This window comes from Pseudomonas graminis, assembly GCF_013201545.1.
Classification (GTDB): Bacteria; Pseudomonadota; Gammaproteobacteria; order Pseudomonadales; family Pseudomonadaceae; genus Aquipseudomonas.
This window is the reverse complement of sequence record NZ_CP053746.1, coordinates 3,362,501-3,387,726: the sequence shown is the minus strand read 5'-3', so window position 1 is coordinate 3,387,726 and position 25,226 is coordinate 3,362,501. Positions and strand designations below refer to the sequence as shown.

21 protein-coding genes and 2 rRNA genes (1 of these 23 cut by a window edge) are annotated in these 25,226 nt (G+C 59.8%); 15 read left to right on the top strand and 8 right to left on the bottom strand.

The window, feature by feature from the left end; all coding sequences use genetic code 11:
- The first annotated feature begins 175 nt into the window (after positions 1-175).
- The 13 genes from FX982_RS15060 (at position 176) to nuoN (ending at position 15,097) form a co-directional block, all read left to right on the top strand.
- Entirely contained in the window at positions 176-589 is a 414-nt protein-coding gene (locus FX982_RS15060) for an NADH-quinone oxidoreductase subunit A (protein ID WP_037008823.1), read from the top strand.
- A 10-nt stretch (positions 590-599) separates the two neighbouring features.
- Positions 600-1,274 (top strand): NuoB/complex I 20 kDa subunit family protein, encoded by a 675-nt coding sequence (locus FX982_RS15055; protein ID WP_065989126.1) that lies wholly within the window; start codon positions 600-602, stop codon positions 1,272-1,274.
- Between the two features lie 74 nt (positions 1,275-1,348).
- Positions 1,349-3,130: an NADH-quinone oxidoreductase subunit C/D gene (nuoC, locus tag FX982_RS15050; RefSeq protein ID WP_122536330.1), complete on the top strand. Its 1,782-nt coding sequence runs from the start codon at positions 1,349-1,351 to the stop codon at positions 3,128-3,130.
- A 2-nt stretch (positions 3,131-3,132) separates the two neighbouring features.
- On the top strand, positions 3,133-3,630 hold the full coding sequence (gene nuoE, locus FX982_RS15045; RefSeq protein ID WP_074892019.1) for an NADH-quinone oxidoreductase subunit NuoE: 498 nt from the start codon (positions 3,133-3,135) through the stop codon (positions 3,628-3,630).
- Positions 3,627-4,985 carry an NADH-quinone oxidoreductase subunit NuoF gene (gene nuoF, locus FX982_RS15040; RefSeq protein WP_122536329.1) on the top strand — a complete coding sequence of 453 codons (1,359 nt, stop codon included), beginning with the start codon at positions 3,627-3,629 and terminating at the stop codon, positions 4,983-4,985. The genes nuoE and nuoF overlap by 4 nt, the downstream gene beginning before the upstream one ends.
- A gap of 134 nt (positions 4,986-5,119) precedes the next feature.
- A complete protein-coding gene (gene nuoG, locus FX982_RS15035; RefSeq protein ID WP_172611453.1) occupies positions 5,120-7,831 on the top strand; it encodes an NADH-quinone oxidoreductase subunit NuoG in 2,712 nt (903 codons plus the stop codon).
- Positions 7,828-8,817 (top strand): NADH-quinone oxidoreductase subunit NuoH, encoded by a 990-nt coding sequence (gene nuoH, locus FX982_RS15030; RefSeq protein WP_172611452.1) that lies wholly within the window; start codon positions 7,828-7,830, stop codon positions 8,815-8,817. The genes nuoG and nuoH overlap by 4 nt, the downstream gene beginning before the upstream one ends.
- 11 nt (positions 8,818-8,828) lie before the next feature.
- A complete protein-coding gene (gene nuoI / locus FX982_RS15025; RefSeq protein WP_037008808.1) occupies positions 8,829-9,377 on the top strand; it encodes an NADH-quinone oxidoreductase subunit NuoI in 549 nt (182 codons plus the stop codon).
- A 9-nt stretch (positions 9,378-9,386) separates the two neighbouring features.
- Positions 9,387-9,887, top strand: coding sequence for an NADH-quinone oxidoreductase subunit J (gene nuoJ / locus FX982_RS15020; protein ID WP_037008804.1), 501 nt, complete (start codon positions 9,387-9,389; stop codon positions 9,885-9,887).
- 4 nt (positions 9,888-9,891) lie between these two features.
- The gene (gene nuoK / locus FX982_RS15015; protein WP_065989117.1) at positions 9,892-10,203 is read left to right on the top strand and encodes an NADH-quinone oxidoreductase subunit NuoK; all 312 of its coding nucleotides are present in this window, start codon (positions 9,892-9,894) and stop codon (positions 10,201-10,203) included.
- On the top strand, positions 10,200-12,047 hold the full coding sequence (gene nuoL / locus FX982_RS15010) for an NADH-quinone oxidoreductase subunit L (protein ID WP_172611451.1): 1,848 nt from the start codon (positions 10,200-10,202) through the stop codon (positions 12,045-12,047). Before nuoK ends, nuoL begins: the two co-directional genes overlap by 4 nt.
- 52 nt (positions 12,048-12,099) lie before the next feature.
- Entirely contained in the window at positions 12,100-13,632 is a 1,533-nt protein-coding gene (nuoM, locus tag FX982_RS15005) for an NADH-quinone oxidoreductase subunit M (protein WP_172611450.1), read from the top strand.
- Between the two features lie 7 nt (positions 13,633-13,639).
- Entirely contained in the window at positions 13,640-15,097 is a 1,458-nt protein-coding gene (gene nuoN, locus FX982_RS15000) for an NADH-quinone oxidoreductase subunit NuoN (RefSeq protein ID WP_172611449.1), read from the top strand.
- Positions 15,098-15,856: 759 nt separating this feature from the next.
- Here nuoN and FX982_RS14995 read toward each other — a convergent pair.
- The 6 genes from FX982_RS14995 to FX982_RS14970 all read right to left on the bottom strand — a co-directional run bounded on the left by FX982_RS14995 (position 15,857) and on the right by FX982_RS14970 (position 21,486).
- Entirely contained in the window at positions 15,857-16,921 is a 1,065-nt protein-coding gene (locus FX982_RS14995; RefSeq protein WP_172611448.1) for an AI-2E family transporter, read from the bottom strand.
- A gap of 142 nt (positions 16,922-17,063) precedes the next feature.
- Positions 17,064-18,743 carry a methyl-accepting chemotaxis protein gene (locus FX982_RS14990; RefSeq protein ID WP_172611447.1) on the bottom strand — a complete coding sequence of 560 codons (1,680 nt, stop codon included), beginning with the start codon at positions 18,741-18,743 and terminating at the stop codon, positions 17,064-17,066.
- Positions 18,744-18,825: 82 nt separating this feature from the next.
- Positions 18,826-20,184 (bottom strand): ATP-binding protein, encoded by a 1,359-nt coding sequence (locus FX982_RS14985; protein WP_172611446.1) that lies wholly within the window; start codon positions 20,182-20,184, stop codon positions 18,826-18,828.
- Positions 20,181-20,849 carry a response regulator transcription factor gene (locus FX982_RS14980; RefSeq protein WP_172611445.1) on the bottom strand — a complete coding sequence of 223 codons (669 nt, stop codon included), beginning with the start codon at positions 20,847-20,849 and terminating at the stop codon, positions 20,181-20,183. Before FX982_RS14980 ends, FX982_RS14985 begins: the two co-directional genes overlap by 4 nt.
- Positions 20,849-21,178 carry a PepSY domain-containing protein gene (locus FX982_RS14975; RefSeq protein ID WP_122536320.1) on the bottom strand — a complete coding sequence of 110 codons (330 nt, stop codon included), beginning with the start codon at positions 21,176-21,178 and terminating at the stop codon, positions 20,849-20,851. Before FX982_RS14975 ends, FX982_RS14980 begins: the two co-directional genes overlap by 1 nt.
- The gene (locus FX982_RS14970; RefSeq protein ID WP_122536319.1) at positions 21,178-21,486 is read right to left on the bottom strand and encodes a PepSY domain-containing protein; all 309 of its coding nucleotides are present in this window, start codon (positions 21,484-21,486) and stop codon (positions 21,178-21,180) included. Before FX982_RS14970 ends, FX982_RS14975 begins: the two co-directional genes overlap by 1 nt.
- Positions 21,487-21,649: 163 nt before the next feature.
- On the opposite strand from FX982_RS14970, the gene FX982_RS14965 reads away from it, so the two are divergent.
- Together FX982_RS14965 and queD are read left to right on the top strand one after the other, a co-directional pair.
- Positions 21,650-22,732 carry a patatin-like phospholipase family protein gene (locus FX982_RS14965; protein ID WP_172611444.1) on the top strand — a complete coding sequence of 361 codons (1,083 nt, stop codon included), beginning with the start codon at positions 21,650-21,652 and terminating at the stop codon, positions 22,730-22,732.
- A gap of 103 nt (positions 22,733-22,835) precedes the next feature.
- Positions 22,836-23,192, top strand: a complete 357-nt coding sequence (queD, locus tag FX982_RS14960; protein ID WP_172611443.1) for a 6-carboxytetrahydropterin synthase QueD — start codon at positions 22,836-22,838, stop codon at positions 23,190-23,192.
- A gap of 123 nt (positions 23,193-23,315) precedes the next feature.
- Here the strand turns inward: queD and rrf are convergent.
- Both rrf and FX982_RS14950 read right to left on the bottom strand, forming a co-directional pair.
- A 5S ribosomal RNA gene (gene rrf, locus FX982_RS14955) occupies positions 23,316-23,431 on the bottom strand.
- Between the two features lie 146 nt (positions 23,432-23,577).
- Positions 23,578-25,226, bottom strand: a 23S ribosomal RNA gene (locus FX982_RS14950) (it continues 1,242 nt past the right edge of the window).

Genomic DNA, 25,226 nt, shown 5'->3' with positions numbered 1-25,226 from the left:
TAAGCATGAAAACCGTGACCTATCTCATTAATCCTGCGAATAAATTTGATGCAGAAAATTTACTTGCCCTCCTTTTGCACATAAAATCCCGGAATTGATCGCACTGCGACATATCGTCACTGCTTCTACTTCTTCCAAGCCCAGAGACCTTTGCTCTCTGTTAAGGACTGCCAGCATGCCCGACTCGACAGGATTGATTGCCCACAATTGGGGCTTCGCCGTGTTTCTCCTTGGTGTCGTAGGCCTCTGCGCCTTCATGCTCGGCCTTTCCAGCCTGCTGGGTTCCAAAGCCTGGGGCCGCAGCAAAAACGAACCGTTCGAATCCGGCATGCTGCCTACCGGCGGCGCCCGTCTGCGGCTCTCGGCAAAATTCTATCTGGTCGCGATGCTGTTCGTGATTTTCGACATTGAAGCCCTCTTTCTGTACGCCTGGTCTGTGTCCGTCCGCGAAAGCGGCTGGACCGGCTTCGCCGAAGCGCTCGTTTTCATAGCAATTCTGTTGGCAGGTCTTGTCTACCTATGGCGGGTAGGGGCGCTCGATTGGGCTCCCGTTGGTCGTCGTAACCGGCAGGCGAAGCTAAAACAATGAGGCTTTGGCAATGCAATATAATCTCACCAGGATCGACCCGGATGCTCCTAACGAGCAGTACCCCATCGGCGAACGCGAAGTCGTTTCCGATCCGTTAGAAGACCAAGTCCACAAAAATATCTACATGGGCAAGCTCGAAGACGTGCTGAATGGTGCCGTCAACTGGGGTCGCAAGAACTCCCTTTGGCCGTACAACTTCGGTCTGTCGTGCTGCTATGTGGAAATGACCACCGCTTTCACCGCGCCCCATGACATCGCGCGCTTCGGCGCCGAAGTGATCCGGGCATCGCCACGTCAGGCGGATTTCATGGTGATCGCCGGCACACCGTTTCTGAAGATGGCCCCGATCATCCAGCGACTCTACGAGCAAATGCTGGAGCCCAAGTGGGTCATCTCCATGGGCGCCTGTGCCAATTCCGGTGGCATGTACGACATCTATTCCGTGGTTCAGGGCGTGGATAAATTCCTCCCTGTGGATGTTTACGTGCCCGGCTGCCCGCCCCGTCCAGAGGCATTTCTGCAAGGCTTGATGCTGTTGCAGGAATCAATCGGCCAGGAGCGTCGTCCCCTTTCCTGGGTCGTCGGTGATCAGGGCGTTTATCGCGCCGAGATGCCGTCGCAGAAGGAACAGCGCCGCGAACAGCGTATTGCGGTGACCAACCTGCGCAGCCCCGACGAAGTCTGATCCAGTTTTTCTTTTACAAAAAGAAGCCTGAACCTGGGTTCATTCTGTACGTTGACCGATAGCGATCGAGACCTATGACTGCAGACACCGCTCTGTACATCCCGCCTCACAAGGCTGACGACCAAGAAGTCGTCGTTGAACTCCATAACCGTTTTGGCGCTGAAGCCTTCAGCGCCCAGTCCACCGTCACTGGCATGCCTGTGCTGTGGGTGCAACGTGCGCGGCTGATTGAAATCCTGACCTTCCTGCGTCAGATGCCCAAGCCGTACGTGATGCTTTACGACCTGCACGGCGTCGACGAACGCCTGCGCACCAAGCGCCGTGGGCTGCCGGACGCCGACTTCACCGTGTTTTATCACCTGATGTCGATCGAACGTAACAGTGACGTGATGATCAAGGTCGCGCTGTCCGAAAGCGACCTGAGCATGCCGACCGTGACTGGCATCTGGCCAAACGCCAACTGGTACGAGCGTGAAGTCTGGGACATGTTCGGGATCGACTTCCCGGGCCACCCTCACCTGACCCGCATCATGATGCCGCCGACCTGGGAAGGTCACCCGCTGCGCAAGGACTTCCCGGCCCGTGCCACTGAATTCGACCCCTACAGCCTGACCCTCGCCAAGCAGCAGTTGGAAGAGGAAGCGGCGCGTTTCCGTCCGGAAGACTGGGGCATGAAGCGTTCCGGCACCAACGAGGACTACATGTTCCTCAACCTGGGTCCGAACCACCCTTCGGCCCACGGTGCGTTCCGCATCATCCTGCAGCTGGACGGTGAAGAGATCGTCGACTGCGTGCCGGACATCGGTTACCACCACCGTGGCGCCGAGAAGATGGCCGAGCGTCAGTCCTGGCACAGCTACATTCCGTACACCGACCGCATCGATTACCTCGGCGGCGTGATGAACAACCTGCCGTACGTGCTCTCGGTCGAGAAACTGGCCGGCATCACCGTGCCGGATCGGGTCAACGTCATCCGCATCATGATGTCCGAGTTCTTCCGCATCACCAGCCATCTGCTGTTCCTGGGGACGTACATCCAGGACGTCGGCGCCATGACCCCGGTGTTCTTCACCTTCACCGACCGTCAGCGCGCCTACACCGTGATCGAAGCCGTCACCGGTTTCCGTCTGCACCCGGCCTGGTTCCGCATCGGCGGCGTTGCCCACGACCTGCCCCGCGGCTGGGAGAAACTGGTCAAGGACTTCATTGACTGGATGCCCAAGCGTCTGGACGAGTACACCAAGGCAGCCCTGCAGAACAGCATCCTCAAAGGCCGTACCGTTGGCGTTGCCGCGTACAACACCAAGGAAGCGCTGGAATGGGGCGTCACCGGGCCGAGCCTGCGGGCCACCGGTCTGGACTTCGACCTGCGCAAGGCACGTCCCTATTCGGGTTACGAGAACTTCGAATTCGAAGTGCCTCTGGCTCACGATGGGGACGCCTACGACCGCTGCATGGTCCGCGTCGAAGAGATGCGCCAGAGCCTGAAGATCATCGAGCAGTGCATGCGCAACATGCCGGCCGGGCCGTACAAGGCGGACCATCCGCTGACCACGCCGCCGCCGAAAGAACGCACCCTGCAGCACATCGAAACCCTGATCACGCACTTCCTGCAGGTTTCGTGGGGCCCGGTCATGCCGGCCAACGAATCCTTCCAGATGATCGAAGCGACCAAGGGCATCAACAGTTATTACCTGACGAGCGACGGCGGCACCATGAGCTACCGTACCCGGATTCGCACCCCAAGCTATCCGCACCTGCAGCAGATCCCTTCGGTGATCAAAGGCAGCATGGTCGCGGACTTGATTGCTTACCTGGGTAGTATCGATTTCGTTATGGCCGACGTGGACCGCTAAGCATGAACAGCACGCTTATCCAGACAGACCGTTTCGCCCTGAGCGAATCCGAGCGCTCGGCCATCGAGCACGAAATGCATCACTACGAGGACCCGCGCGCGGCGTCCATCGAAGCCCTGAAAATCGTCCAGAAAGAACGCGGCTGGGTGCCGGACGGCGCGATTTACGCGATCGGCGAGGTGCTGGGCATCCCTGCCAGCGACGTTGAGGGCGTGGCGACGTTCTATAGCCAGATCTTCCGTCAGCCGGTGGGCCGCCACATCATTCGCGTCTGCAACAGCATGGTCTGCTTCATCGCCGGTCACGAAGACATCGTCGGCGAGATTCAGAGCAAGCTGGGCATCGGCCTGGGCCAGACCACCGCCGACGGCCGCTTCACGCTGTTGCCGGCCTGCTGCCTGGGCAACTGTGACAAGGCGCCGGCGGTCATGATCGACGACGACACTTTCGGCAATCTACAGCCCGCGGGCGTTGCCCCGCTGCTGGAGGGTTACGTATGACCATCACTTCCTTCGGCCCCGCCAACCTGATCACCCGCGCCCCGGAAACTCATCCGCTGACCTGGCGTCTGCGCGATGACGGCGAGCCGGTATGGCTTGATGAGTATCAGAAGAAAGACGGTTACGCCGCAGCACGCAAAGCGTTCGCGACGCTGTCGCCTGACGAAATCGTCCAGGCCGTCAAAGACTCCGGCCTCAAGGGTCGCGGCGGTGCTGGCTTCCCCACGGGCGTGAAGTGGGGGCTGATGCCCAAAGACGAATCCATGAACATCCGTTACCTGCTGTGTAACGCCGATGAAATGGAGCCGAATACCTGGAAAGACCGCATGCTGATGGAGCAACAGCCCCATCTGCTGATCGAAGGCATGCTGATCAGTGCCCGCGCGCTGAAAGCCTACCGCGGTTACATTTTCCTGCGCGGCGAATACACCACCGCGGCGGTGCACCTGCGCCGCGCAGTAAAAGAAGCCGAAGCCGCCGGCCTGCTGGGCAAAAACATCCTCGGCAGCGGTTTTGATTTCGAGCTGATCGTGCACACCGGCGCAGGGCGTTACATCTGCGGCGAAGAAACCGCACTGATCAACTCCCTCGAAGGCCGTCGCGCCAACCCGCGTTCCAAGCCGCCCTTCCCTGCCGCCGTTGGCGTCTGGGGCAAGCCGACCTGCGTGAACAACGTCGAGACCCTGTGCAACGTCCCGGCCATCGTCAACAACGGCAACGACTGGTACAAGTCCCTCGCCCGCGAAGGCAGTGAAGACCACGGTACCAAGCTGATGGGCTTCTCCGGCAAGGTGAAGAATCCCGGTCTGTGGGAACTGCCCTTCGGCCTGCCCGCTCGCGAGCTGTTCGAAGACTACGCCGGCGGCATGCGCGACGGCTTCAAGCTCAAGTGCTGGCAGCCCGGCGGCGCCGGTACCGGCTTCCTGTTGCCGGAACACCTGGACTGCCAGTTCTACGCCGGCGGCGTGGCCAAGGTCGGCACCCGGATGGGTACCGGTCTGGCAATGGCGGTGGACGACAAGGTCAACATGGTTTCGCTGCTGCGCAACATGGAAGAGTTCTTCGCCCAGGAGTCGTGCGGGTTCTGCACGCCGTGCCGCGATGGCTTGCCGTGGAGCGTGAAGATGCTGCGCGCCCTCGAGAACGGTCAGGGTCAACCGGGCGATATCGAGACGCTGCTGGGGTTGGTCAACTTCCTCGGCCCAGGCAAAACCTTCTGCGCCCACGCACCGGGCGCCGTGGAACCTCTGGGCAGCGCGATCAAGTATTTCCGGCCGGAATTCGAGGCAGGCATCGCACCGGCACGTGCGGGCGACCTCACTCAGGTCATCAGTCCGACCATGGTCGGCGCATAACACGATAAACGGTCGGCGGCTCCCAAGGCCGCCTTCCCTGCATCCGACGACGCCGAGAGGCTGTTTGAATCGGATGGCACCGAGATTCCATTAGCCACGCCCGCTGACACCGGGCCAACGAAGAACTTTGAACCATGGCCACTATCCACGTAGACGGCAAAGCGCTCGAAGTCGATGGCGCAGACAACCTGTTGCAGGCGTGTCTGTCGCTGGGCCTCGACATCCCTTATTTCTGCTGGCATCCGGCACTTGGCAGTGTTGGCGCCTGTCGCCAGTGCGCGGTCAAGCAGTACACCGACGAGAACGACACCCGTGGTCGCATCGTCATGTCCTGCATGACGCCCGCCACTGACAACACCTGGATCTCCATCGAAGACGACGAATCCAAGGCGTTTCGCGCCAGCGTCGTCGAATGGCTGATGACCAACCACCCGCATGACTGTCCGGTCTGCGAGGAAGGCGGTCACTGTCATTTGCAGGACATGACGGTGATGACCGGCCACAACGAGCGCCGCTATCGCTTCACCAAACGCACCCACCAGAATCAGGAACTGGGGCCGTTCATCGCACACGAGATGAACCGCTGCATCGCCTGCTATCGCTGCGTGCGCTTCTATAAGGACTACGCCGGCGGCACCGACCTCGGCGTGTTCGGCGCCCACGACAACGTGTACTTCGGTCGCGTTGAAGACGGCACCCTCGAAAGCGAGTTCTCCGGCAACCTCACCGAGGTCTGCCCGACCGGTGTGTTCACCGACAAGACCCACTCCGAGCGCTACAACCGGAAATGGGACATGCAGTTCTCGCCGAGCATCTGCCACGGTTGCTCAAGTGGCTGCAACATCAGCCCGGGCGAACGTTATGGCGAAATCCGCCGTATCGAGAACCGCTACAACGGTTCGGTGAACCAGTATTTCCTCTGCGACCGTGGCCGTTTCGGTTATGGCTACGTCAACCGCACGGACCGTCCGCGCCAGCCGCTGGCCGAAGGCATCAAGCTGGGCCTGGACGCTGCGCTGGACAAAGCGGCTGACCTGCTGCGCGGGCGCAACATCGTCGGCATCGGTTCGCCCCGCGCCAGCCTGGAAAGCAACTTCGCCCTGCGCGAACTGGTCGGCGCCGAGCACTTCTACTCGGGCATCGAAGCCGGGGAGCTGGAGCGTCTGCGCCTGATCGCCCAAGTGCTGAAAGACAGCCCGCTGCCGATCCCGACCCTGCGTGAAGTCGAAGAGCACGACGCCGTGTTCATCCTTGGCGAAGACGTCACCCAGACCGCTGCGCGCATGGCCCTCGGCTTGCGTCAGTCGGTGAAGAACAAAGCCGAAGACATGGCCGCTGCGATGAAAGTCCAGCCATGGCTCGACGCTGCGGTTAAGAACATCGGTCAGCACGAGTTGAACCCGCTGTTCATCGCCAGCCTCACCGACACCCGCCTCGACGACATCGCCGAAGAGTGCGTGCACGCGGCGCCCGACGACCTGGCGCGCATCGGTTTCGCCGTGGCCCACGCCATCGACCCGAGCGCACCGGCCGTTGTCGGTCTGGACAGCGAAGCGCTGGAACTGGCCGAGCGCATTGCCGCCGCGTTGCTTGACGCCAAGCGCCCACTGATCGTGTCCGGCGCCTCGCTGGGCTCGAACGCGCTGATCGAAGCCGCGGCGAACATCGCCAAAGCCTTGAAGCTGCGCGACAAGCAGGGTTCGCTGAGCCTCATCGTGCCGGAAGCCAACAGCATGGGCCTGACCCTGTTCGGTGGCGACTCGGTCGACGCTGCGCTGCAGGCCGTGATTTCGGGCCAGGCCGACGCCATCGTCGTGCTGGAAAACGACCTGTTCACCCGCGTTGACGCGGCGACGGTTGAAGCAGCATTGAAGGCCGCCAAAGTGGTCATCGTTGCCGATCACCAGAAGACCGCGACCACCGACCGCGCGCATCTGGTGCTGCCGGCTGCAAGCTTTGCCGAAGGCGACGGTACGCTGGTCAGCCAGGAAGGCCGCGCCCAGCGCTTCTTCCAGGTCTTTGATCCAACTTACCTGGACGCAAGCATTCTGGTTCACGAAGGCTGGCGCTGGCTGCATGCCCTGCGCGCTACCCTGTTGAATCAGCCGGTTGACTGGACTCAGCTCGACCACGTCACTGCCGCCTGCGCCGCCAGCAATCCGCAACTGGCCGGCATCGTCGGTGCTGCGCCGTCTGCTGCGTTCCGCATCAAGGGCCTGAAACTGGCTCGCGAGCCGCTGCGTTACAGCGGCCGGACCGCCATGCGCGCCAACATCAGCGTCCACGAACCGCGTACGCCGCAGGACAAAGACACTGCGTTCGCGTTCTCGATGGAAGGGTATTCGGGCTCTGCCGAACCCCGCTCCCAGGTGCCGTTCGCCTGGTCGCCGGGCTGGAACTCGCCACAGGCGTGGAACAAGTTCCAGGACGAAGTCGGTGGTCACCTGCGTGCCGGCGATCCGGGCGTGCGCCTGATCGAAAGCAGCGGCGACAAGCTGGGCTGGTTCGCCAATGTCCCGCGTGCCTTCTCCCCTGCACAAGGAACCTGGCAGGTCGTGCCGTTCTATCACCTGTTCGGCAGCGAGGAGACTTCCTCCAAAGCCGCGCCGGTTCAAGAGCGCATTCCTCAGGCGTATGTGGCGCTGGCCAAGTCCGAAGCGGACCGTCTGGGCGTCAACGACGGCGCACTGCTGAGCCTGAGTGTTGCCGGACAGACACTGCGTCTGCCGCTGCGCATCAGTGAAGAACTGGGCGCAGGCATGGTGGCATTGCCGTCCGGTCTGGCGGGCATTCCTCCGGCGTTGTTCGGCAAAACCGTCGACGCACTGCAGGAGGCCGCTCAATGACCTGGTTCACCCCTGAAGTGATCGACTCGATCATAGCCGTCGTCAAGGCCATCGTGGTGCTGCTCGCCGTGGTGGTCTGCGGCGCGCTGCTCAGTTTCGTCGAACGCCGTCTGCTGGGCTGGTGGCAGGACCGTTACGGGCCGAACCGCGTGGGTCCGTTCGGCATGTTCCAGATTGCTGCCGACATGCTGAAGATGTTCTTTAAAGAGGACTGGAACCCGCCCTTTGTCGACCGGGTGATCTTCACCCTGGCGCCGGTGGTGGCCATGAGCGCGCTGCTGATCGCGTTCTCGGTCATCCCGGTGACCCAGACCTGGGTGGTCGCCGACCTGAACATCGGTCTGCTGTTCTTCTTCGCGATGGCCGGTCTGTCGGTCTATGCGGTGCTGTTCGCCGGTTGGTCATCGAACAACAAGTACGCCCTGCTGGGCAGCTTGCGTGCCTCCGCGCAAACCGTGTCGTACGAAGTGTTCCTCGGCCTGTCGCTGATGGGCATCGTGGTGCAGGTTGGTTCGTTCAACATGGGCGACATCGTCAAGTACCAGGCCGATCACCTGTGGTTCATCATTCCGCAGTTCTTCGGCTTCTGTACCTTCTTAATCGCTGGCGTCGCCGTGACTCACCGTCACCCGTTCGACCAGCCGGAAGCGGAACAGGAACTGGCCGACGGTTACCACATTGAATACGCCGGCATGAAATGGGGCATGTTCTTCGTCGGTGAGTACATCGGCATCATCCTGATCTCGGCGCTGCTGGTGACCCTGTTCTTCGGTGGCTGGCATGGCCCGTTCGATATCCTGCCGCAACTGTCGTTCATGTGGTTTGCCCTGAAAACCGCGTTCTTCATCATGCTGTTCATCCTGTTGCGTGCTTCGATCCCTCGTCCGCGTTATGACCAGGTGATGGATTTCAGCTGGAAGTTCTGCTTGCCACTGACCCTGATCAATTTGCTGGTGACCGCTGCGGTCGTCCTGGCGGCTCAGTGAGGATTTGACCCATGTTCAAATATATTGGCGACATCGTTAAGGGTACGGGTACCCAGCTGCGCAGCCTGATCATGGTCTTCGGCCATGGCTTCCGTAAGCGTGACACCCTGCAATATCCGGAAGAGCAGGTCTATCTGCCGCCGCGCTACCGTGGCCGCATCGTCCTGACCCGCGACCCCGACGGCGAAGAGCGCTGCGTGGCGTGCAACCTGTGCGCCGTGGCGTGCCCGGTGGGTTGCATCTCGCTGCAGAAGGCCGAGACCGACGACGGTCGTTGGTACCCGGAGTTCTTCCGCATCAATTTCTCGCGTTGCATCTTCTGCGGCATGTGTGAGGAAGCTTGCCCGACCACCGCGATCCAGCTGACACCGGATTTCGAGATGGCCGAGTTCAAACGTCAGGATCTGGTGTACGAAAAGGAAGATCTGCTGATCTCCGGCCCCGGCAAGAACCCTGACTACAACTTCTACCGCGTTGCAGGGATGGCGATCGCCGGCAAGCCGAAAGGCGATGCACAGAACGAAGCCCAGCCCATCAACGTCAAGAGCTTGCTGCCTTAAGGAAGAAAGATGGAATTCGCTTTCTATTTCGCATCCGGCATCGCTGTGGTGGCCACCCTTCGGGTGATCACCAACACGAACCCGGTGCACGCCCTGCTCTACCTGATCATTTCGCTGATCGCCGTGGCCATGACTTTCTTCAGCCTCGGCGCGCCGTTCGCCGGAGCCCTGGAAGTCATCGCTTACGCCGGCGCCATCATGGTGCTGTTCGTCTTCGTGGTGATGATGCTGAACCTGGGCCCGGCCTCGGTTCAACAAGAACGCGCCTGGCTCAAACCCGGCATCTGGCTCGGCCCGATTCTGCTGGGCGGCCTGCTGCTGGCGGAGTTGATCTACGTGCTGTTCGCCAACTCCACCGGCGCTTCCATCGGTCACACCACGGTGGACGCCAAAGCGGTTGGCATCAGCCTGTTCGGCCCTTACCTGCTGGTTGTCGAACTCGCCTCGATGCTGCTGCTTGCGGCAGCCGTGACGGCGTTCCATGTCGGCCGCAACGAGGCGAAGGAGTAAAGCCATGAACTCAGCAATCCCTTTGGAACATGGTCTGGCGGTTGCCGGCATCCTGTTCTGCCTCGGCCTGGCGGGCCTGTTGGTACGCCGCAACATTCTGTTCGTGTTGATGAGCCTGGAAATCATGATGAACGCAGCCGCGCTGGCCTTTGTCGTTGCGGGCAGCCGCTGGGCACAGCCTGACGGCCAGATCATGTTCATTCTGGTGATCAGCCTTGCCGCAGCCGAGGCCAGTATTGGCCTGGCGATCCTGCTGCAACTGTATCGCCGCTTCCACACGCTCGATATCGACGCTGCCAGCGAGATGCGCGGATGAACCTACTCTTTCTGACTTTCGTATTCCCCCTGATCGGTTTCCTGCTGCTGTCGTTTTCGCGCGGCAAATGGTCGGAAAACCTTTCAGCCCTGATCGGCGTGGGCTCCATTGGCCTGTCGGCCATCGTGGCCGCGTACGTGATCTTCCAGTTCAATGTCTCACCACCGGAAGGCGGTCACCTGACCATGGTGCTGTGGCGCTGGATGTCGGTGGACGGCTTCGAGCCCAACTTCGCCCTGTATGTCGATGGCCTGTCCATCACCATGCTCGGTGTGGTGGTCGGCGTTGGCTTCCTGATTCACCTGTTCGCTTCGTGGTACATGCGCGGTGAAGACGGCTATTCGCGCTTCTTCGCCTACACCAACCTGTTCATTGCCAGCATGTTGTTCCTGATCCTGGGCGATAACCTGCTGTTCATCTACTTCGGTTGGGAAGGCGTGGGCCTGTGCTCGTACCTGTTGATCGGTTTCTATTACAGCAACCGCAACAACGGCAACGCGGCCCTGAAAGCCTTCATCGTGACCCGCATCGGCGACGTGTTCATGGCCATCGGCCTGTTCATTCTGTTCCAGCAACTGGGCACGCTGAACATCCAAGAACTGCTGGTTCGCGCGCCACAGCACTTCAAGGTCGGCGACTTCTGGATCGTGCTGGCCACGCTGATGCTGCTGGGCGGTGCGGTCGGAAAATCCGCGCAACTGCCGCTGCAAACCTGGCTGGCGGACGCAATGGCCGGTCCTACTCCGGTTTCGGCACTGATCCACGCCGCGACCATGGTAACCGCGGGCGTTTACCTGATCGCACGGACTCACGGCCTGTTCATCCTCGCTCCGGACATCCTGCATCTGGTCGGCATTGTCGGCGGCGTTACCCTGGTGCTGGCGGGCTTTGCCGCACTGGTGCAGACCGACATCAAACGTATCCTCGCCTACTCGACCATGAGCCAGATCGGCTACATGTTCCTGGCGCTGGGCGTAGGTGCCTGGGATGGCGCGATTTTCCACTTGATGACCCACGCCTTCTTCAAGGCGCTGCTGTTCCTCGCGTCCGGTGCGGTGATCGTTGCCTGCCACCACGAGCAGAACATCTTCAAGATGGGCGGTCTGTGGAAGAAGCTGCCACTGGCCTACGCCAGCTTCATCGTCGGCGGTGCGGCGTTGTCGGCCTTGCCACTGGTAACGGCAGGTTTCTACTCCAAGGACGAAATCCTCTGGGAAGCGTTCGCCAGCGGTCATCAGTACCTGCTTTATGCCGGTCTGGTCGGTGCGTTCATGACCTCGCTGTACACCTTCCGCCTGATCTTCATCGCCTTCCACGGCGAAGCGAAGACCGAAGCCCACGCCGGCCACGGGATTTCCCACTGGTTGCCGCTGGGTGTGCTGATCGTGCTGTCGACGTTCATTGGCGCCTGGATTCATCCGCCACTGGCCGGCGTGCTGCCGGAAAGCGCGGGGCATGCTGGCGGCGAAGCCAAGCACAGCCTGGAAATCGCCTCGGGCGCCATCGCTCTGGCCGGTATCCTGCTGGCGGCGGTGCTGTTCCTCGGCAAGCGTCGTCTGGCCACGGCCATCGCCAACAGCGGTCCGGGTCGTTTCCTGTCTGCATGGTGGTTTGCGGCCTGGGGCTTCGACTGGGTGTATGACGTGCTGTTCGTCAAACCTTACCTGGCGATCAGCCGCCTGCTGCGTGGCGATCCGCTCGACCACACAATCGGCCTGATTCCGCGTCTGGTCAAAGCCGGCAACGGCTTGATGACCCGCACCGAAACCGGTCAGCTCCGTTGGTACGCCGCTTCGATTGCCGCAGGTGCCGTACTGGTACTCGGCGCGATTGTGCTGGTCTGATGAGTCGAACTGACATGAACCTTGCGACTTTGCGAAAGGAATTGAGCCCGTCATGATTCTGCCCTGGCTAATCCTGATCCCCTTCATCGGCGGCCTGCTGTGCTGGCAAGGTGAGCGCTTCGGCCCTACCCTGCCGCGCTGGATTGCGCTGTTGACCATGTCTCTCGAGACGATTCTGGGCCTGTGGGTCTGGAGCACCGGTACATTTACCTACGCTCCAGTTCCGGGCGCCGATCCGACCTGGGCCCTTGAATTCAAGCTCCAGTGGATCCAGCGCTTCGGCATCAGCGTGCACCTGGCGCTCGATGGCCTGTCCCTGCTGATGATTCTGCTGACAGGCCTGCTGGGTATCCTCTCGGTACTCTGCTCGTGGAAAGAGATTCAACGTAACGTCGGCTTCTTCCACCTGAACCTGATGTGGATCCTGGGCGGGGTCGTCGGCGTGTTCCTCGCCATCGACCTGTTCATGTTCTTCTTCTTCTGGGAAATGATGCTGGTGCCGATGTACTTCCTCATCGCGCTCTGGGGTCACAGCTCGGCAGATGGCAAGAAGACGCGGATCTACGCAGCGACCAAGTTCTTCATCTTCACTCAGGCCAGCGGCCTGATCATGTTGGTGGCGATCCTGGGTCTAGTGCTGGTGCACTTCAACCAGACCGGCGTGATCACCTTCGGTTACGCGGACCTGCTGAAAACCAAGCTGTCCCACGGCACCGAATACATCCTGATGCTGGGCTTCTTCATCGCTTTCGCGGTCAAGCTGCCGATCGTGCCGCTGCACTCCTGGTTGCCTGACGCTCACGCCCAGGCGCCGACCGCAGGTTCCGTGGACCTGGCGGGCATCCTGCTGAAGACCGCTGCGTATGGTCTGCTGCGTTTTGCCCTGCCACTGTTCCCGAATGCTTCGGCCGAGTTCGCACCAATCGCGATGGTGCTGGGTCTGATCGGTATCTTCTACGGTGCCTTCCTGGCCTTCGCCCAGACCGACATCAAGCGCCTGATCGCGTTTTCCAGCGTTTCCCACATGGGCTTCGTGCTGATCGGCATCTACTCAGGCAGCCAGCAGGCGTTGCAAGGCGTCGTCGTTCAGATGCTCGCTCACGGTCTGTCGGCTGCCGCGCTGTTTATCCTCAGCGGCCAGCTGTACGAGCGCCTGCACACCCGGGACATGCGCGAAATGGGTGGTCTCTGGAACAAGATCGCGTACCTGCCGGCCATCAGCCTGTTCTTCGCTGCCGCCTCGCTGGGCCTGCCAGGCACCGGTAACTTCGTTGGCGAATTCCTGATCCTGATTGGCAGCTTTGTCAGCTCGCCATGGATCACCGCCATCGCCACCTCCGGCCTGGTGTTCGGTTCTGTCTACTCGCTGATCATGATCCACCGCGCCTACTTCGGCCCGGCCAAATCCGACGCGGTCTATAAAGGCATGGACGGCCGGGAATTGATCATGGTGCTGGGTCTGGCGGTGTTGTTGATTCTGCTGGGCGTGTACCCGCAACCGATCCTCGACACCTCCTCGGCGACCATGCATGGCGTGCAGCAATGGCTCGGCACCGCCTTCACTCAACTCGCTTCGGCCCGGTAAGAGCGCTATGGACCTGACGATTCAACACTTTATTGCGCTGGCGCCGCTGCTGATTACCAGCATCACCATTGTGGTGGTGATGCTGGGCATCGCATGGCGTCGCAATCACTCGCAATCATTCCTGCTGACGGTAGCAGGACTCAACCTGGCTTTGCTTTCCATCTACCCGGCGCTGAAAGTTGCGCCGCTGGTGGTCACGCCATTGCTGCAAATCGACAGCTTCGCCTGCCTCTACATGGGCATCATCCTGGTGTCGACGCTGGCCTGTGTCACTCTGGCCCACGCCTATCTGGGTGAAGGCAAGGCAGGTTACCCGGGCAACCGCGAAGAACTTTACCTGCTGATCCTCATGGCAGCGGCCGGTGGCCTGGTGCTGGTCGCCGCGCAACACCTGGCAAGCCTGTTCATCGGTCTGGAGCTGCTTTCAGTCCCGGTCTACGGCCTGGTGGCTTACGCCTTCTTCAACAAGCGTTCGCTGGAGGGCGGCATCAAGTACATGGTGCTGTCGGCGGCTGGCTCGGCGTTCCTGTTGTTCGGTATGGCGCTCCTGTATGCCGAATCCGGCAGCCTGAGTTTCAGCGAGATCGGCAAGGCCATCGCGGCCACCGGCATGCCAAGCCCGATCGCCAGCCTGGGTCTGGGCATGATGCTGGTGGGTCTGGGCTTCAAGCTGTCGCTGGTGCCGTTCCACTTGTGGACACCGGACGTGTACGAAGGCGCCCCTGCCCCGGTAGCGGCTTTCCTCGCCACAGCCAGCAAGGTCGCGGTGATCGGCGTGCTGGTCCGCCTGTTCCAGATCTCCCCGGCGGCCACCAGTGGTGTGCTGACCGACGTGATGTCGGTTATCGCCGTAGCGTCGATCCTGGTCGGTAACCTGCTGGCCCTGACCCAGAACAACCTCAAGCGTCTGCTGGGTTATTCGTCGATTGCGCACTTCGGTTACCTGATGATCGCGATGGTGGCGAGCAAGGGCATGGCGGTCGAGGCGATCAACGTTTACCTGGTCACCTACGTGCTGACCAGCCTGGGCGCGTTCGGCGTGGTCACGTTGATGTCGTCGCCGTACAGCGGCCGCGATGCCGACGCGATGTTCGAATACCGCGGCCTGTTCTGGCGTCGTCCGTACCTGACGGCGGTGCTGACAGTGATGATGCTGTCGCTGGCAGGCATCCCGCTGACCACGGGCTTCATCGGCAAGTTCTACATCATCGCAACTGGCGTTGAAGCGCACCTGTGGTGGCTGACCGGTTCACTGGTCGTGGGCAGCGCCATCGGCGTTTTCTATTACCTGCGGGTGATGGTAACGCTGTATCTGCAGGACTCGAAGATCCAGCGCCACGACGCCCCGTTCAACTGGGCGCAGCGTGCAGGTGGTGTGATGCTGTTGGGGATTACGCTGTTGGCGTTCTTCTTGGGCGTGTACCCGCAACCGCTGCTGACCCTGGTGGGCCATGCGGGTTTGTGATGATTGAGTGATGCACAAAAAACCCTGCCTTCGAGCAGGGTTTTTTTATGGCTTTGGATTTTAGAGGATCAAGAGCATCTGCCTAACGGCAGATATTTCGCCTTCGGCGAGTTACTTGGAAAAGCACCCCAAGTAACCAAGGGTGCTTGCTCTCGGTTTGGTTCCTCCTTCGTCGGAATACCCTCACTCCGGTCTTGCTCCGTGGGCCCGCGCCGAACGGACATCCATGTCCTGACGGCGCTCTCGCCGCATCCATGCGGCTCGGCACACTGCGCAAAACCTGCGTTCAGCCTGCACCAAAGTCGCGATTGGCGTCGTCTGGACCAACTGCGTATGAAGATCAAAAGCAAAAGGCAAAGGCAAAACCAGATCACAGGCTTCCCGGCTAAAGCCGGTCCCACTAACAGCAGCGCATGCCTCCAGTGATAGTCGAGGCGACCTCTAATGTGGGACCGGCTTTAGCCGGGAAGCTTTTGATCTTGATCTTCATGCGCAGGTAGTCCAGACGACGTCAAATCGCGACTTGGGTGCAGGCTGAATGCAGGTCTCGCGCAGTGGGTCGAGCCGCATGGATGCGGCGAGAGCGCCGTCAGGACATGGATGTCCGTTCGGCGCGGGCCTACGGAGCGGGACCGGAGTGAAGGAACCCCGAGGAACGAGGGGCCTAGCCAGGAGCAGGCCCCCTTGGTTACTTGGGGGGCTTTTCCAAGTAACTCGCCGAAGGCGAAATATCTGCCCCTAGGCAGATGCTTTTAAAGGCTAACCAGGCAATCGAACGGTTTTCTTGTCGCCGGTAAACAACGCCCACGTCGACATAAACAGCGCCGCTACCATCGGCCCGATCACAAACCCGTTCAACCCGAACACCGCCATTCCGCCCAACGTCGAAATCAGAATCAGGTAATCGGGCATCCGCGTGTCCTTGCCCACCAGGATCGGACGCAACACATTATCCACCAGCCCGATCACGAATATCCCGAACAGCCCCAACACCACGCCCTGCCAGATCATCCCGCTGAGCAGGAAATACAGCGCCACCGGCGCCCAGACAATCCCAGCCCCCACCGCCGGCAGCAACGACAGAAACGCCATCATCACCGCCCACAGCAAAGCGCTCGGGATATCCAGCGCCCAGAAAATAAACCCGCCCAGCGCGCCTTGAGTCACCGCTACCACAATGTTGCCCTTCACCGTCGCGCGCACGACACGGGTGAACTTCAACTGCAAGCGGCGCTTCTGCGGCTCGGCCAGCGGAATCGCGATGCGGATCTTGCGTGTCAGCTCTTGGCCATCGCGCAGGAAAAAGAACAGCAAGTACAGCATGATGAAAAAGCTGACGACGAAATCGAACGTGCCCTGCCCAAAGCTGAACGCCTGGGTGGCCAGGTAGTTGCTGCCCTGCATCGCGCTTTTGGCGATCTTGTCGCGCAGGCCGTTGAAGTCCCCCATGCCGAGCCGATCAAGCCAATGCTGCACATAGGGTGGCAACAGGACTTTAAATTCAGCCAGGTACTTGGCAATGTCGAGCTGACCACTTTCCACATTCTTGTAAAGCGTCGCACCCTCTTGAACCATCAACGCCGCGATGACGATCACCGGCAGGATCGCGATGACCAGACAGATCATCAGCGTGCACAAGGACGTCAGGTTGCGCTGCCAGTTGAAGCGAGCCAGAAGGCGGCGTTGCAGCGGCGCAAAGATGATGCCGAGGATCACCGCCCAGAACACTGCGCCGTAGAACGGCAGAAGGATCCAGATGAACGCGATGGTCACCAATACCAATAACAGCAACAGGGTTTTACTTTGTAGCGCGGTTTCGTTCATGTTTCTTCCATGTAATTACACCGCGCCAAGCACACGGTCTGATGCTTAGTCCGCCAATCGCCGCAGGAGTGCCGCACCTGAAGCGCAAGGTCAATGGAGGAAGTGCGGGCAGCGGGCCCCGAGCCTGGCCCGCCACCCCGGCCTAGATTCTGAACTGCCGGACCAACTGGCCAAGGCGCTGATTCAACTCCGTGAGATTGCGCGACGTGGAGGCGCTGTGGCGGGTTTCATCGGCCACGCTTTCGACCGCCACCGCGATCTGGTGAACGCTGCGATTAATCTCTTCCGCCACGGCCGTCTGCTCTTCTGCGGCGCTGGCAATCTGCGCGTTCATGGCGTTGATCGTGCCGATCAGCTGACCGATTTTGTCCAGCGATGCCCCGGCTTCATTAGCCCGGGCGGACGTCCCATCGCCCGCCTCGCTTGAGCGTCGCATCGCCTGCACCGCGCCTTGGGTGCCTTGCTGCAAGCGGTCGATCATGCCCTGGATTTCCTGAGTGCTTTGCTGCGTGCGGCTGGCCAGCGCACGCACTTCGTCGGCCACCACCGCGAACCCGCGGCCCGCTTCCCCGGCACGCGCGGCTTCGATGGCGGCGTTGAGTGCCAGCAGGTTGGTCTGATCGGCGATGGAACGAATTACCCCAAGCACACCGACAATGGACGTCACATCATTTTGCAGGCTGTCCAGCGAGGTGCCGCTGTGACGGATGTCGTTTACCAGCGCGTGAATCTGCTGGATGCTGCCGTCAACCACTCGCTTGGCGGCCTGACCTTCAGCATCGGTTTGCTGCGCCGCGACCGAGGCACCCTGCGCGCTCTTTGCGACTTCCTGGGCCGCAGCCGACATCTGATTGATCGCCGTGGCGACCTGGTCGGTTTCATGGCGCTGACGCTCCATTGCCTGCTCGGAGCGCTGCGCCTGATCGGTCACCTCGCCCACCAGCCCAGTCAGCTGCGCGGTCATCTCGGCAATCTGCCGGACCAGGCCGTGGATCTTGTCGACAAAGCGATTAAACGACCCGGCCAGTTCGCCAAGTTCGTCCTGGGAGGTCACCGCCAGGCGCTGGGTCAGATCGCCCTCTCCGGCGGCGATATCATCGAGGTTGGCTTTCATCAGGCGCAGCGGCCGCAGAATACCGCCCGCGATCCAGAAACCCACCGCTGCGATAATCACCAATACCAGCAGCGTGATGCCAATGATGCTGACGAGCATATTCTGCCGGCGCTCGGACACATTCTTCTGCAGCTCTGCGACTTTGGCATCGATGTTATCCAGGTTGATCGACGACCCAAAGGCCATGTCCCACTTCGGCAGATACTCGGTGTAGCCCAGTTTGGGCACCAGTTCGCTCGACCCGGGCAGCGCGGAGGAATATTCCAGGTAATGAGTACCCGCTTTCGCCACCTCAACCAGGCCGGCATTGACGAAAACGCCTTTTGGATCGCGAACGTCCTTGAAGCTCTTGCCGATGCCGTCGGGGCTATTGCCCTTGAACAGCCGCACCGCCTGCGAGTCGTAGCCGAAGAAGTACCCGTCCTTGGCGTAGTTGACTTGGGAAAGCATTTTGATGACTTGCGCGCGGGCTTCCATGTCACCCGGAGCCGAGGCGTCATACAGCGGTTTGATGGTGCCTAGCGCAACAGCCACATAACTCTGCAACGTGGCTTTGGCCTCCGCGAGCAGGTGCTGGCGGGTTTCCTCGACTTCGCGTTTGCCCTGCTCCCGCAGCATGATGACGGTGCTGGCGCTGATGATCAGTGCGAACACCAACACGGGGAGCACGGCGAGCGAAAGTACTTTGGCTTTGAGATTTAGCCGCATAGAAGTCATGACCCTTTGTTTTTGTGCGTTGAGTCGTTGGGGTTCCTTTACGGTTAACGGCCCGGCGCACAAAAAGTTGAGGTCACGAGGGTTGACGAGCGCTTTCGGTCCCCGGCAGTTGCGGGCTGAGTCGCTCGGGCAGATCGATACGAACTTGCAGCCCACCCAGTGGGCTGTCCAGCAACTGAATGCGCCCGCCCCACGCCTCGACGATGTCCTTGACGATGCCGAGTCCCAGACCGTGGCCGGTCACTTGCTCGTCCAGACGATTGCCACGGCCGATGACTTCATCGCGATGCTGAACAGGGATACCCGGGCCATCGTCGTCGATCAACAGCCAGTAGCCATCAGCGCCTCTGGCGATGGTTAGCCTGACCTCGCTGTCGGCCCACTTGCAGGCGTTGTCCATGACGTTGCCCAACAACTCAAGGATGTCTTCACGGTCCCACGGCAGAAACAGATCCGCAGATATCTCACTGCTCAGTTCCAGATGCTCGCCATGAATCATCCGCAATGTGGAGAACAGCCCGGGGATCTCCGCAGCACAATCAAACCGTGCGCCTGGCAAGGCATCGCCTGACAAGCGCGCTCGATTGAGCTCACGCTCAAGCCGCTGCTGAATGTGCTGCAGCTGATCGCGCAACGTGTCGCGCACGTGCGGGTGGCCCGCCAGCCTGTCGCCTTCGGCCAGGCTCATCAGCACGGCCAGCGGCGTCTTCAGTGCGTGGCCCAGATTGCCAAGGGCGTTGCGCGATCGTTTGAGACTGTCCTCGGTATGGGCCAGCAGATGATTGATCTGCGCAACCAGCGGCTCAAGCTCCACTGGCACTCGCTCATCAAGTTGCGAGCGCTGCCCTTGTTGCAGTTGAAAAATCTGCTCTCTGGCCCTTTCCAGCGGGCGCAAGGCGCGGCGAACCGTGACGCGCTGCAGCACAAGAATCAACACCAGGGCCATCAGTCCCAGCCCGAGACCGATGCGCTGGACCAGTGCGAAACTGTCTCGCACCGGGGTGTAGTCCTGAGCGACGGTGATGGAGATGGTCTGTCCGAACTTGCGGTAATCGGTGTGCAGCAGCAACAGCGATTGATCGGTCTTTTCCAAGGCAAGGTCGGCATGCAGGCCGGGTTGCCCGGGATGCGGCAACTCCAGATCCCACAACGAGCGCGAGCGCCAATGACCGTGTTCCACATCAATTCGAAAATAGTGGCCGGAATAGGGTCGCTGATAGCCGGGCGACAGCCGATGCTCATCGAGCTGCAGGCCGCCGGGGCCGCGCACCAATGCCACTAGCAGCAGCTCGCTCTCATTGCGCAGGCCTGATTCCAGATAACGCTGCAAGCCAACTTCGAAGAGCCACAGGCTGATCTGCGCCAGGACCAGTCCAACAATCAGCAGGACGCTGATCAGGCCCAGACTCAAGCGTCGCTGTATCGACCTCACTCGCCCGTCCCGGCAAAACGATAGCCTTGCCCGCGCCGCGTCTCGACCACGGCCCGACCAAGCTTGCGGCGCAAATGATTGACGTGGACCTCGATTACGTTCGAGTCCCGCTCGTTCTCGCCGTCATAAAGATGCTCGGCCAGATGACTTTTGGAGAGAATCTGTCCGGGATGCAGCATGAAATAACGCAGCAGACGAAACTCTGCAGCAGTGAGCTGGACTTCCTCCTCCCCGCGACTGACGCACTGGCGCCCTTCATCCAGGTGCAAGCCAGCGGATTCGAGCTTCGGCTGATTGGCCAGACCTCGGACACGGCGAAGCAGCGCCTGTATGCGCAGCTGCAGTTCTTCGGGGTGAAAGGGTTTGGTCAGATAGTCGTCAGCGCCGGCCTTGAGACCTTCGATACGTTCGGCCCAGGAGGCCCGCGCCGTCAGGATGAGTACGGGGGTGGACAGCCCGGCCGCGCGCCACTTCTGCAGCACCTCAAGCCCGGGAACGCCTGGCAGGCCGAGGTCAAGCACGATCAGGTCGTAAGGCTCTGTGGCGCCTTGATGAATAGCGTCGCGGCCGTCGGTCAGCCAGTCGATCGCATAGCCCTGCCGGCCCAGCGTACTGATGAGCTCGTCCGCCAGGGGGACGTGATCCTCAACCAATAACAAACGCATCAATCGTCTTCCTTGTCTTGCAACAGGCGGCTGTCACCGGCATCAAATTTGAGTTCGCGCACAACATGATCGGCGGTGAGAAGCTCGATCTCGTACACCAACACGCCGTGCTTTTCTTCAAGTTCGGCTTCAAGCAGCTTGGAGCCGGGGTAACGTCCCAGTGCCTGATCGATGAACTGCTCAAGCGGCAGAATCACACCTCTCCTGCGCAGCTCAAGCACCTCGTCCTGATTCAGGTCCCGAGCCAGGCACGCGACGCTTGGGGCGACCGCACAGGCGGCCACAAGACAGTAAACGAAACGCTTGGCGGGACGCTTACTGGCGATCATCAGGCGTCCTGGTGGTCTTTGAGTATCTGGCCGCTGACGGCATCGACTTCAACGTCCCACTCCACACCTTGAGCATCTCGCAGTTCGATCTGGTAAACGTACTTGCCATATTCCTGTTCCAGCTCGGTGTCCGTGATAGTGGATTTCGGGTGCTTGGCCAAAGCGACGGCGTTGAGCTTTTCAAAGGATTGAATAGTACCTGCATCCCGCAGTTTCAGCGCCTCGTCAGGACCAAGGTCTCGAGCCTGGACGTAACCTGCTGTGAAAGTGAATGCGGTGGCAGCGATGAAGGCAGTCAGAATTTTCATGGTGAATCTCCGTTGGGTTCTGGTTGGTTACGGAGCCCACCATAAACGCGCGAACTTAATTGAAGCTGAATTTATCTGGCTACGTGCCACTACCCTATCTACCGTCAGTCGATGAAAGCGGGATCCACGGTATTATTCGCCCCAGTCCGACCCCGGAGGGGCCATGAGCAACATTCACATCAAACATCCTTCATTGACTATCAAGGCCGGCAGGCGCGCAATGACGCGGATCAGGGAGCAAGGCCTGTCGCCGATTGACGTTGGCATTATCCCTGGCGCGGCGGGAGGCCCGAAAGCACTGGGCATTCAGGGCCTGGATCTGGCGCTGTTTGGCGAATGGCTCCCCCGAGCTCAACGGGAGCGATCATTGATTGGTGCTTCCATCGGTTCGTGGCGCTTTGCAAGCGCATGCCTGCCGGACCCCGTTGCAGGTCTTCAGCGACTTGGGCGTTTGTACACCGAGCAGAGCTTCGCCAAAGGCGTAACGATGGCGCAGGTCTCCCGCAGCTGTGTGACGATGCTCGATGCGCTTTTGCAGGCGGATGACGCACACGTCCTGGCGAATCCCCATTACCGTCTCAACGTAATGATCGTCAAAAGCCGGGGCTTGCTTGCCCGGGATCATCGCGCAGGGTTGAGTCTGGGACTGGGGGCCGTCATCGCTGACAACCTGATCGGGCGCGCGCGCCTGTCACGGCATTTCGAGCGGCTGATCATGCACGACCCGCGCCTTGCCCCTCCCCTCCTGCCATTGACTGATTTCCCATCCCGATGCTTGCCACTGGACACATCGAACCTGCGCCAGGCATTGCTGGCGTCAGGCTTCATTCCGATGGTCATGGAGGGCGTTCCAGAGATACCCGGTATCGGCGCAGGAATGTTCCGGGATGGCGGCCTGCTCGACTACCACTTGGATCTTCCATACAGCGGAAGCGACATCGTGCTGTATCCGCATTTCACCGACAAAATCATCCCTGGCTGGTTTGACAAGACACTGCCCTGGCGCAGAGGCGATCAGACTCGGCTTCAAGACGTCGTGCTGCTCGCGCCCTCCAAGGCGTATCTGGCCACGCTGCCCTACGGCAAGCTGCCTGATCGAAGCGACTTTAAACGGTTCGTAGGCAGGGATGCGGATCGCCAATGGTACTGGCGTGCTGCAATGGAAAGCAGTCAGCGGCTGGGGGACGAATTTCTTGAACTCGTTGACACGGGCCGTCTCGCCCAACGACTGGAGCCTCTGGTTTAACCACGCGGCCAGGTCTGCCTGTCACTCGCTAAACCATTACTGATAAACTCGCCGCTTGCATTTATCGCGCTGGCGATCGCCACTTCTCAAGGCTTATATCACCGTGGAAATTTTTAAAGAGTTTACGTTCGAGTCCGCCCACCGGCTACCTCACGTGCCTGATGGGCACAAGTGCGGACGTCTGCACGGTCACTCCTTTCGTATAGCGATCTACCTACAGGGCGAACCCGATCCCCATACCGGATGGATTCGCGATTTCTCTGAGATCAAAACAATCTTCAAGCCTCTGTATGAGCGCCTGGACCACAACTACCTCAACGACATTCCCGGCCTGGAAAACCCGACCAGTGAAGTGTTGGTGAAGTGGATTTGGAAAGAATTGAAACCACTGCTGCCAGAGCTGTCCGCTATACGGATTCATGAGACATGCACCAGCGGGTGCGTGTATCGCGGTGACTGACCATTGCTGGCAGAAGAAAAGACCACCCTATCGGGTGGTTTTTTTTGGACCGTGACTTAGCAGCTTTTTCACGCGCAAAAACAAAACCCCATCTGCTTTCGCAGATGGGGTTTCGGAATTTAATCTTGACGATGACCTACTCTCACATGGGGAAACCCCACACTACCATCGGCGATGCATCGTTTCACTGCTGAGTTCGGGATGGGATCAGGTGGTTCCAACGCTCTATGGTCGTCAAGAAATTCGGGTACTGACTCGTCCTCTCGAACGCTTCAGCAAATCGGGTATGTGATCAAGGTGCAGCTTGTGTGTTCGCAAACTTTCGTCTTCATGCGTCTTCACACACCGCAATCTGCTGTCTCTCTGCAGATTGCTTGGGTGTTATATGGTCAAGCCTCACGGGCAATTAGTATTGGTTAGCTCAACGCCTCACAGCGCTTACACACCCAACCTATCAACGTCGTAGTCTTCGACGGCCCTTCAGGGAACTCAAGGTTCCAGTGAGATCTCATCTTGAGGCAAGTTTCCCGCTTAGATGCTTTCAGCGGTTATCTTTTCCGAACATAGCTACCCGGCAATGCCACTGGCGTGACAACCGGAACACCAGAGGTTCGTCCACTCCGGTCCTCTCGTACTAGGAGCAGCCCCTCTCAAATCTCAAACGTCCACGGCAGATAGGGACCGAACTGTCTCACGACGTTCTAAACCCAGCTCGCGTACCACTTTAAATGGCGAACAGCCATACCCTTGGGACCGGCTTCAGCCCCAGGATGTGATGAGCCGACATCGAGGTGCCAAACACCGCCGTCGATATGAACTCTTGGGCGGTATCAGCCTGTTATCCCCGGAGTACCTTTTATCCGTTGAGCGATGGCCCTTCCATACAGAACCACCGGATCACTAAGACCTACTTTCGTACCTGCTCGACGTGTCTGTCTCGCAGTCAAGCGCGCTTTTGCCTTTATACTCTACGACCGATTTCCGACCGGTCTGAGCGCACCTTCGTACTCCTCCGTTACTCTTTAGGAGGAGACCGCCCCAGTCAAACTACCCACCATACACTGTCCTCGATCCGGATAACGGACCTGAGTTAGAACCTCAAAGTTGCCAGGGTGGTATTTCAAGGTTGGCTCCACGCAGACTGGCGTCCACGCTTCAAAGCCTCCCACCTATCCTACACAAGCAAATTCAAAGTCCAGTGCAAAGCTATAGTAAAGGTTCACGGGGTCTTTCCGTCTAGCCGCGGATACACTGCATCTTCACAGCGATTTCAATTTCACTGAGTCTCGGGTGGAGACAGCGCCGCCATCGTTACGCCATTCGTGCAGGTCGGAACTTACCCGACAAGGAATTTCGCTACCTTAGGACCGTTATAGTTACGGCCGCCGTTTACCGGGGCTTCGATCAAGAGCTTCGCGTTAGCTAACCCCATCAATTAACCTTCCGGCACCGGGCAGGCGTCACACCCTATACGTCCACTTTCGTGTTTGCAGAGTGCTGTGTTTTTAATAAACAGTCGCAGCGGCCTGGTATCTTCGACCGGCATGAGCTTACGGAGCAAGTCCTTCACCCTCACCGGCGCACCTTCTCCCGAAGTTACGGTGCCATTTTGCCTAGTTCCTTCACCCGAGTTCTCTCAAGCGCCTTGGTATTCTCTACCCAACCACCTGTGTCGGTTTGGGGTACGGTTCCTGGTTACCTGAAGCTTAGAAGCTTTTCTTGGAAGCATGGCATCAACCACTTCGTGTCCTAAAGGACACTCGTCATCAGCTCTCGGCCTTGAAACCCCGGATTTACCTAAGATTTCAGCCTACCACCTTAAACCTGGACAACCAACGCCAGGCTGGCCTAGCCTTCTCCGTCCCTCCATCGCAATAACCAGAAGTACAGGAATATTAACCTGTTTTCCATCGACTACGCTTTTCAGCCTCGCCTTAGGGACCGACTAACCCTGCGTCGATTAACGTTGCGCAGGAAACCTTGGTCTTTCGGCGTGGGTGTTTTTCACACCCATTGTCGTTACTCATGTCAGCA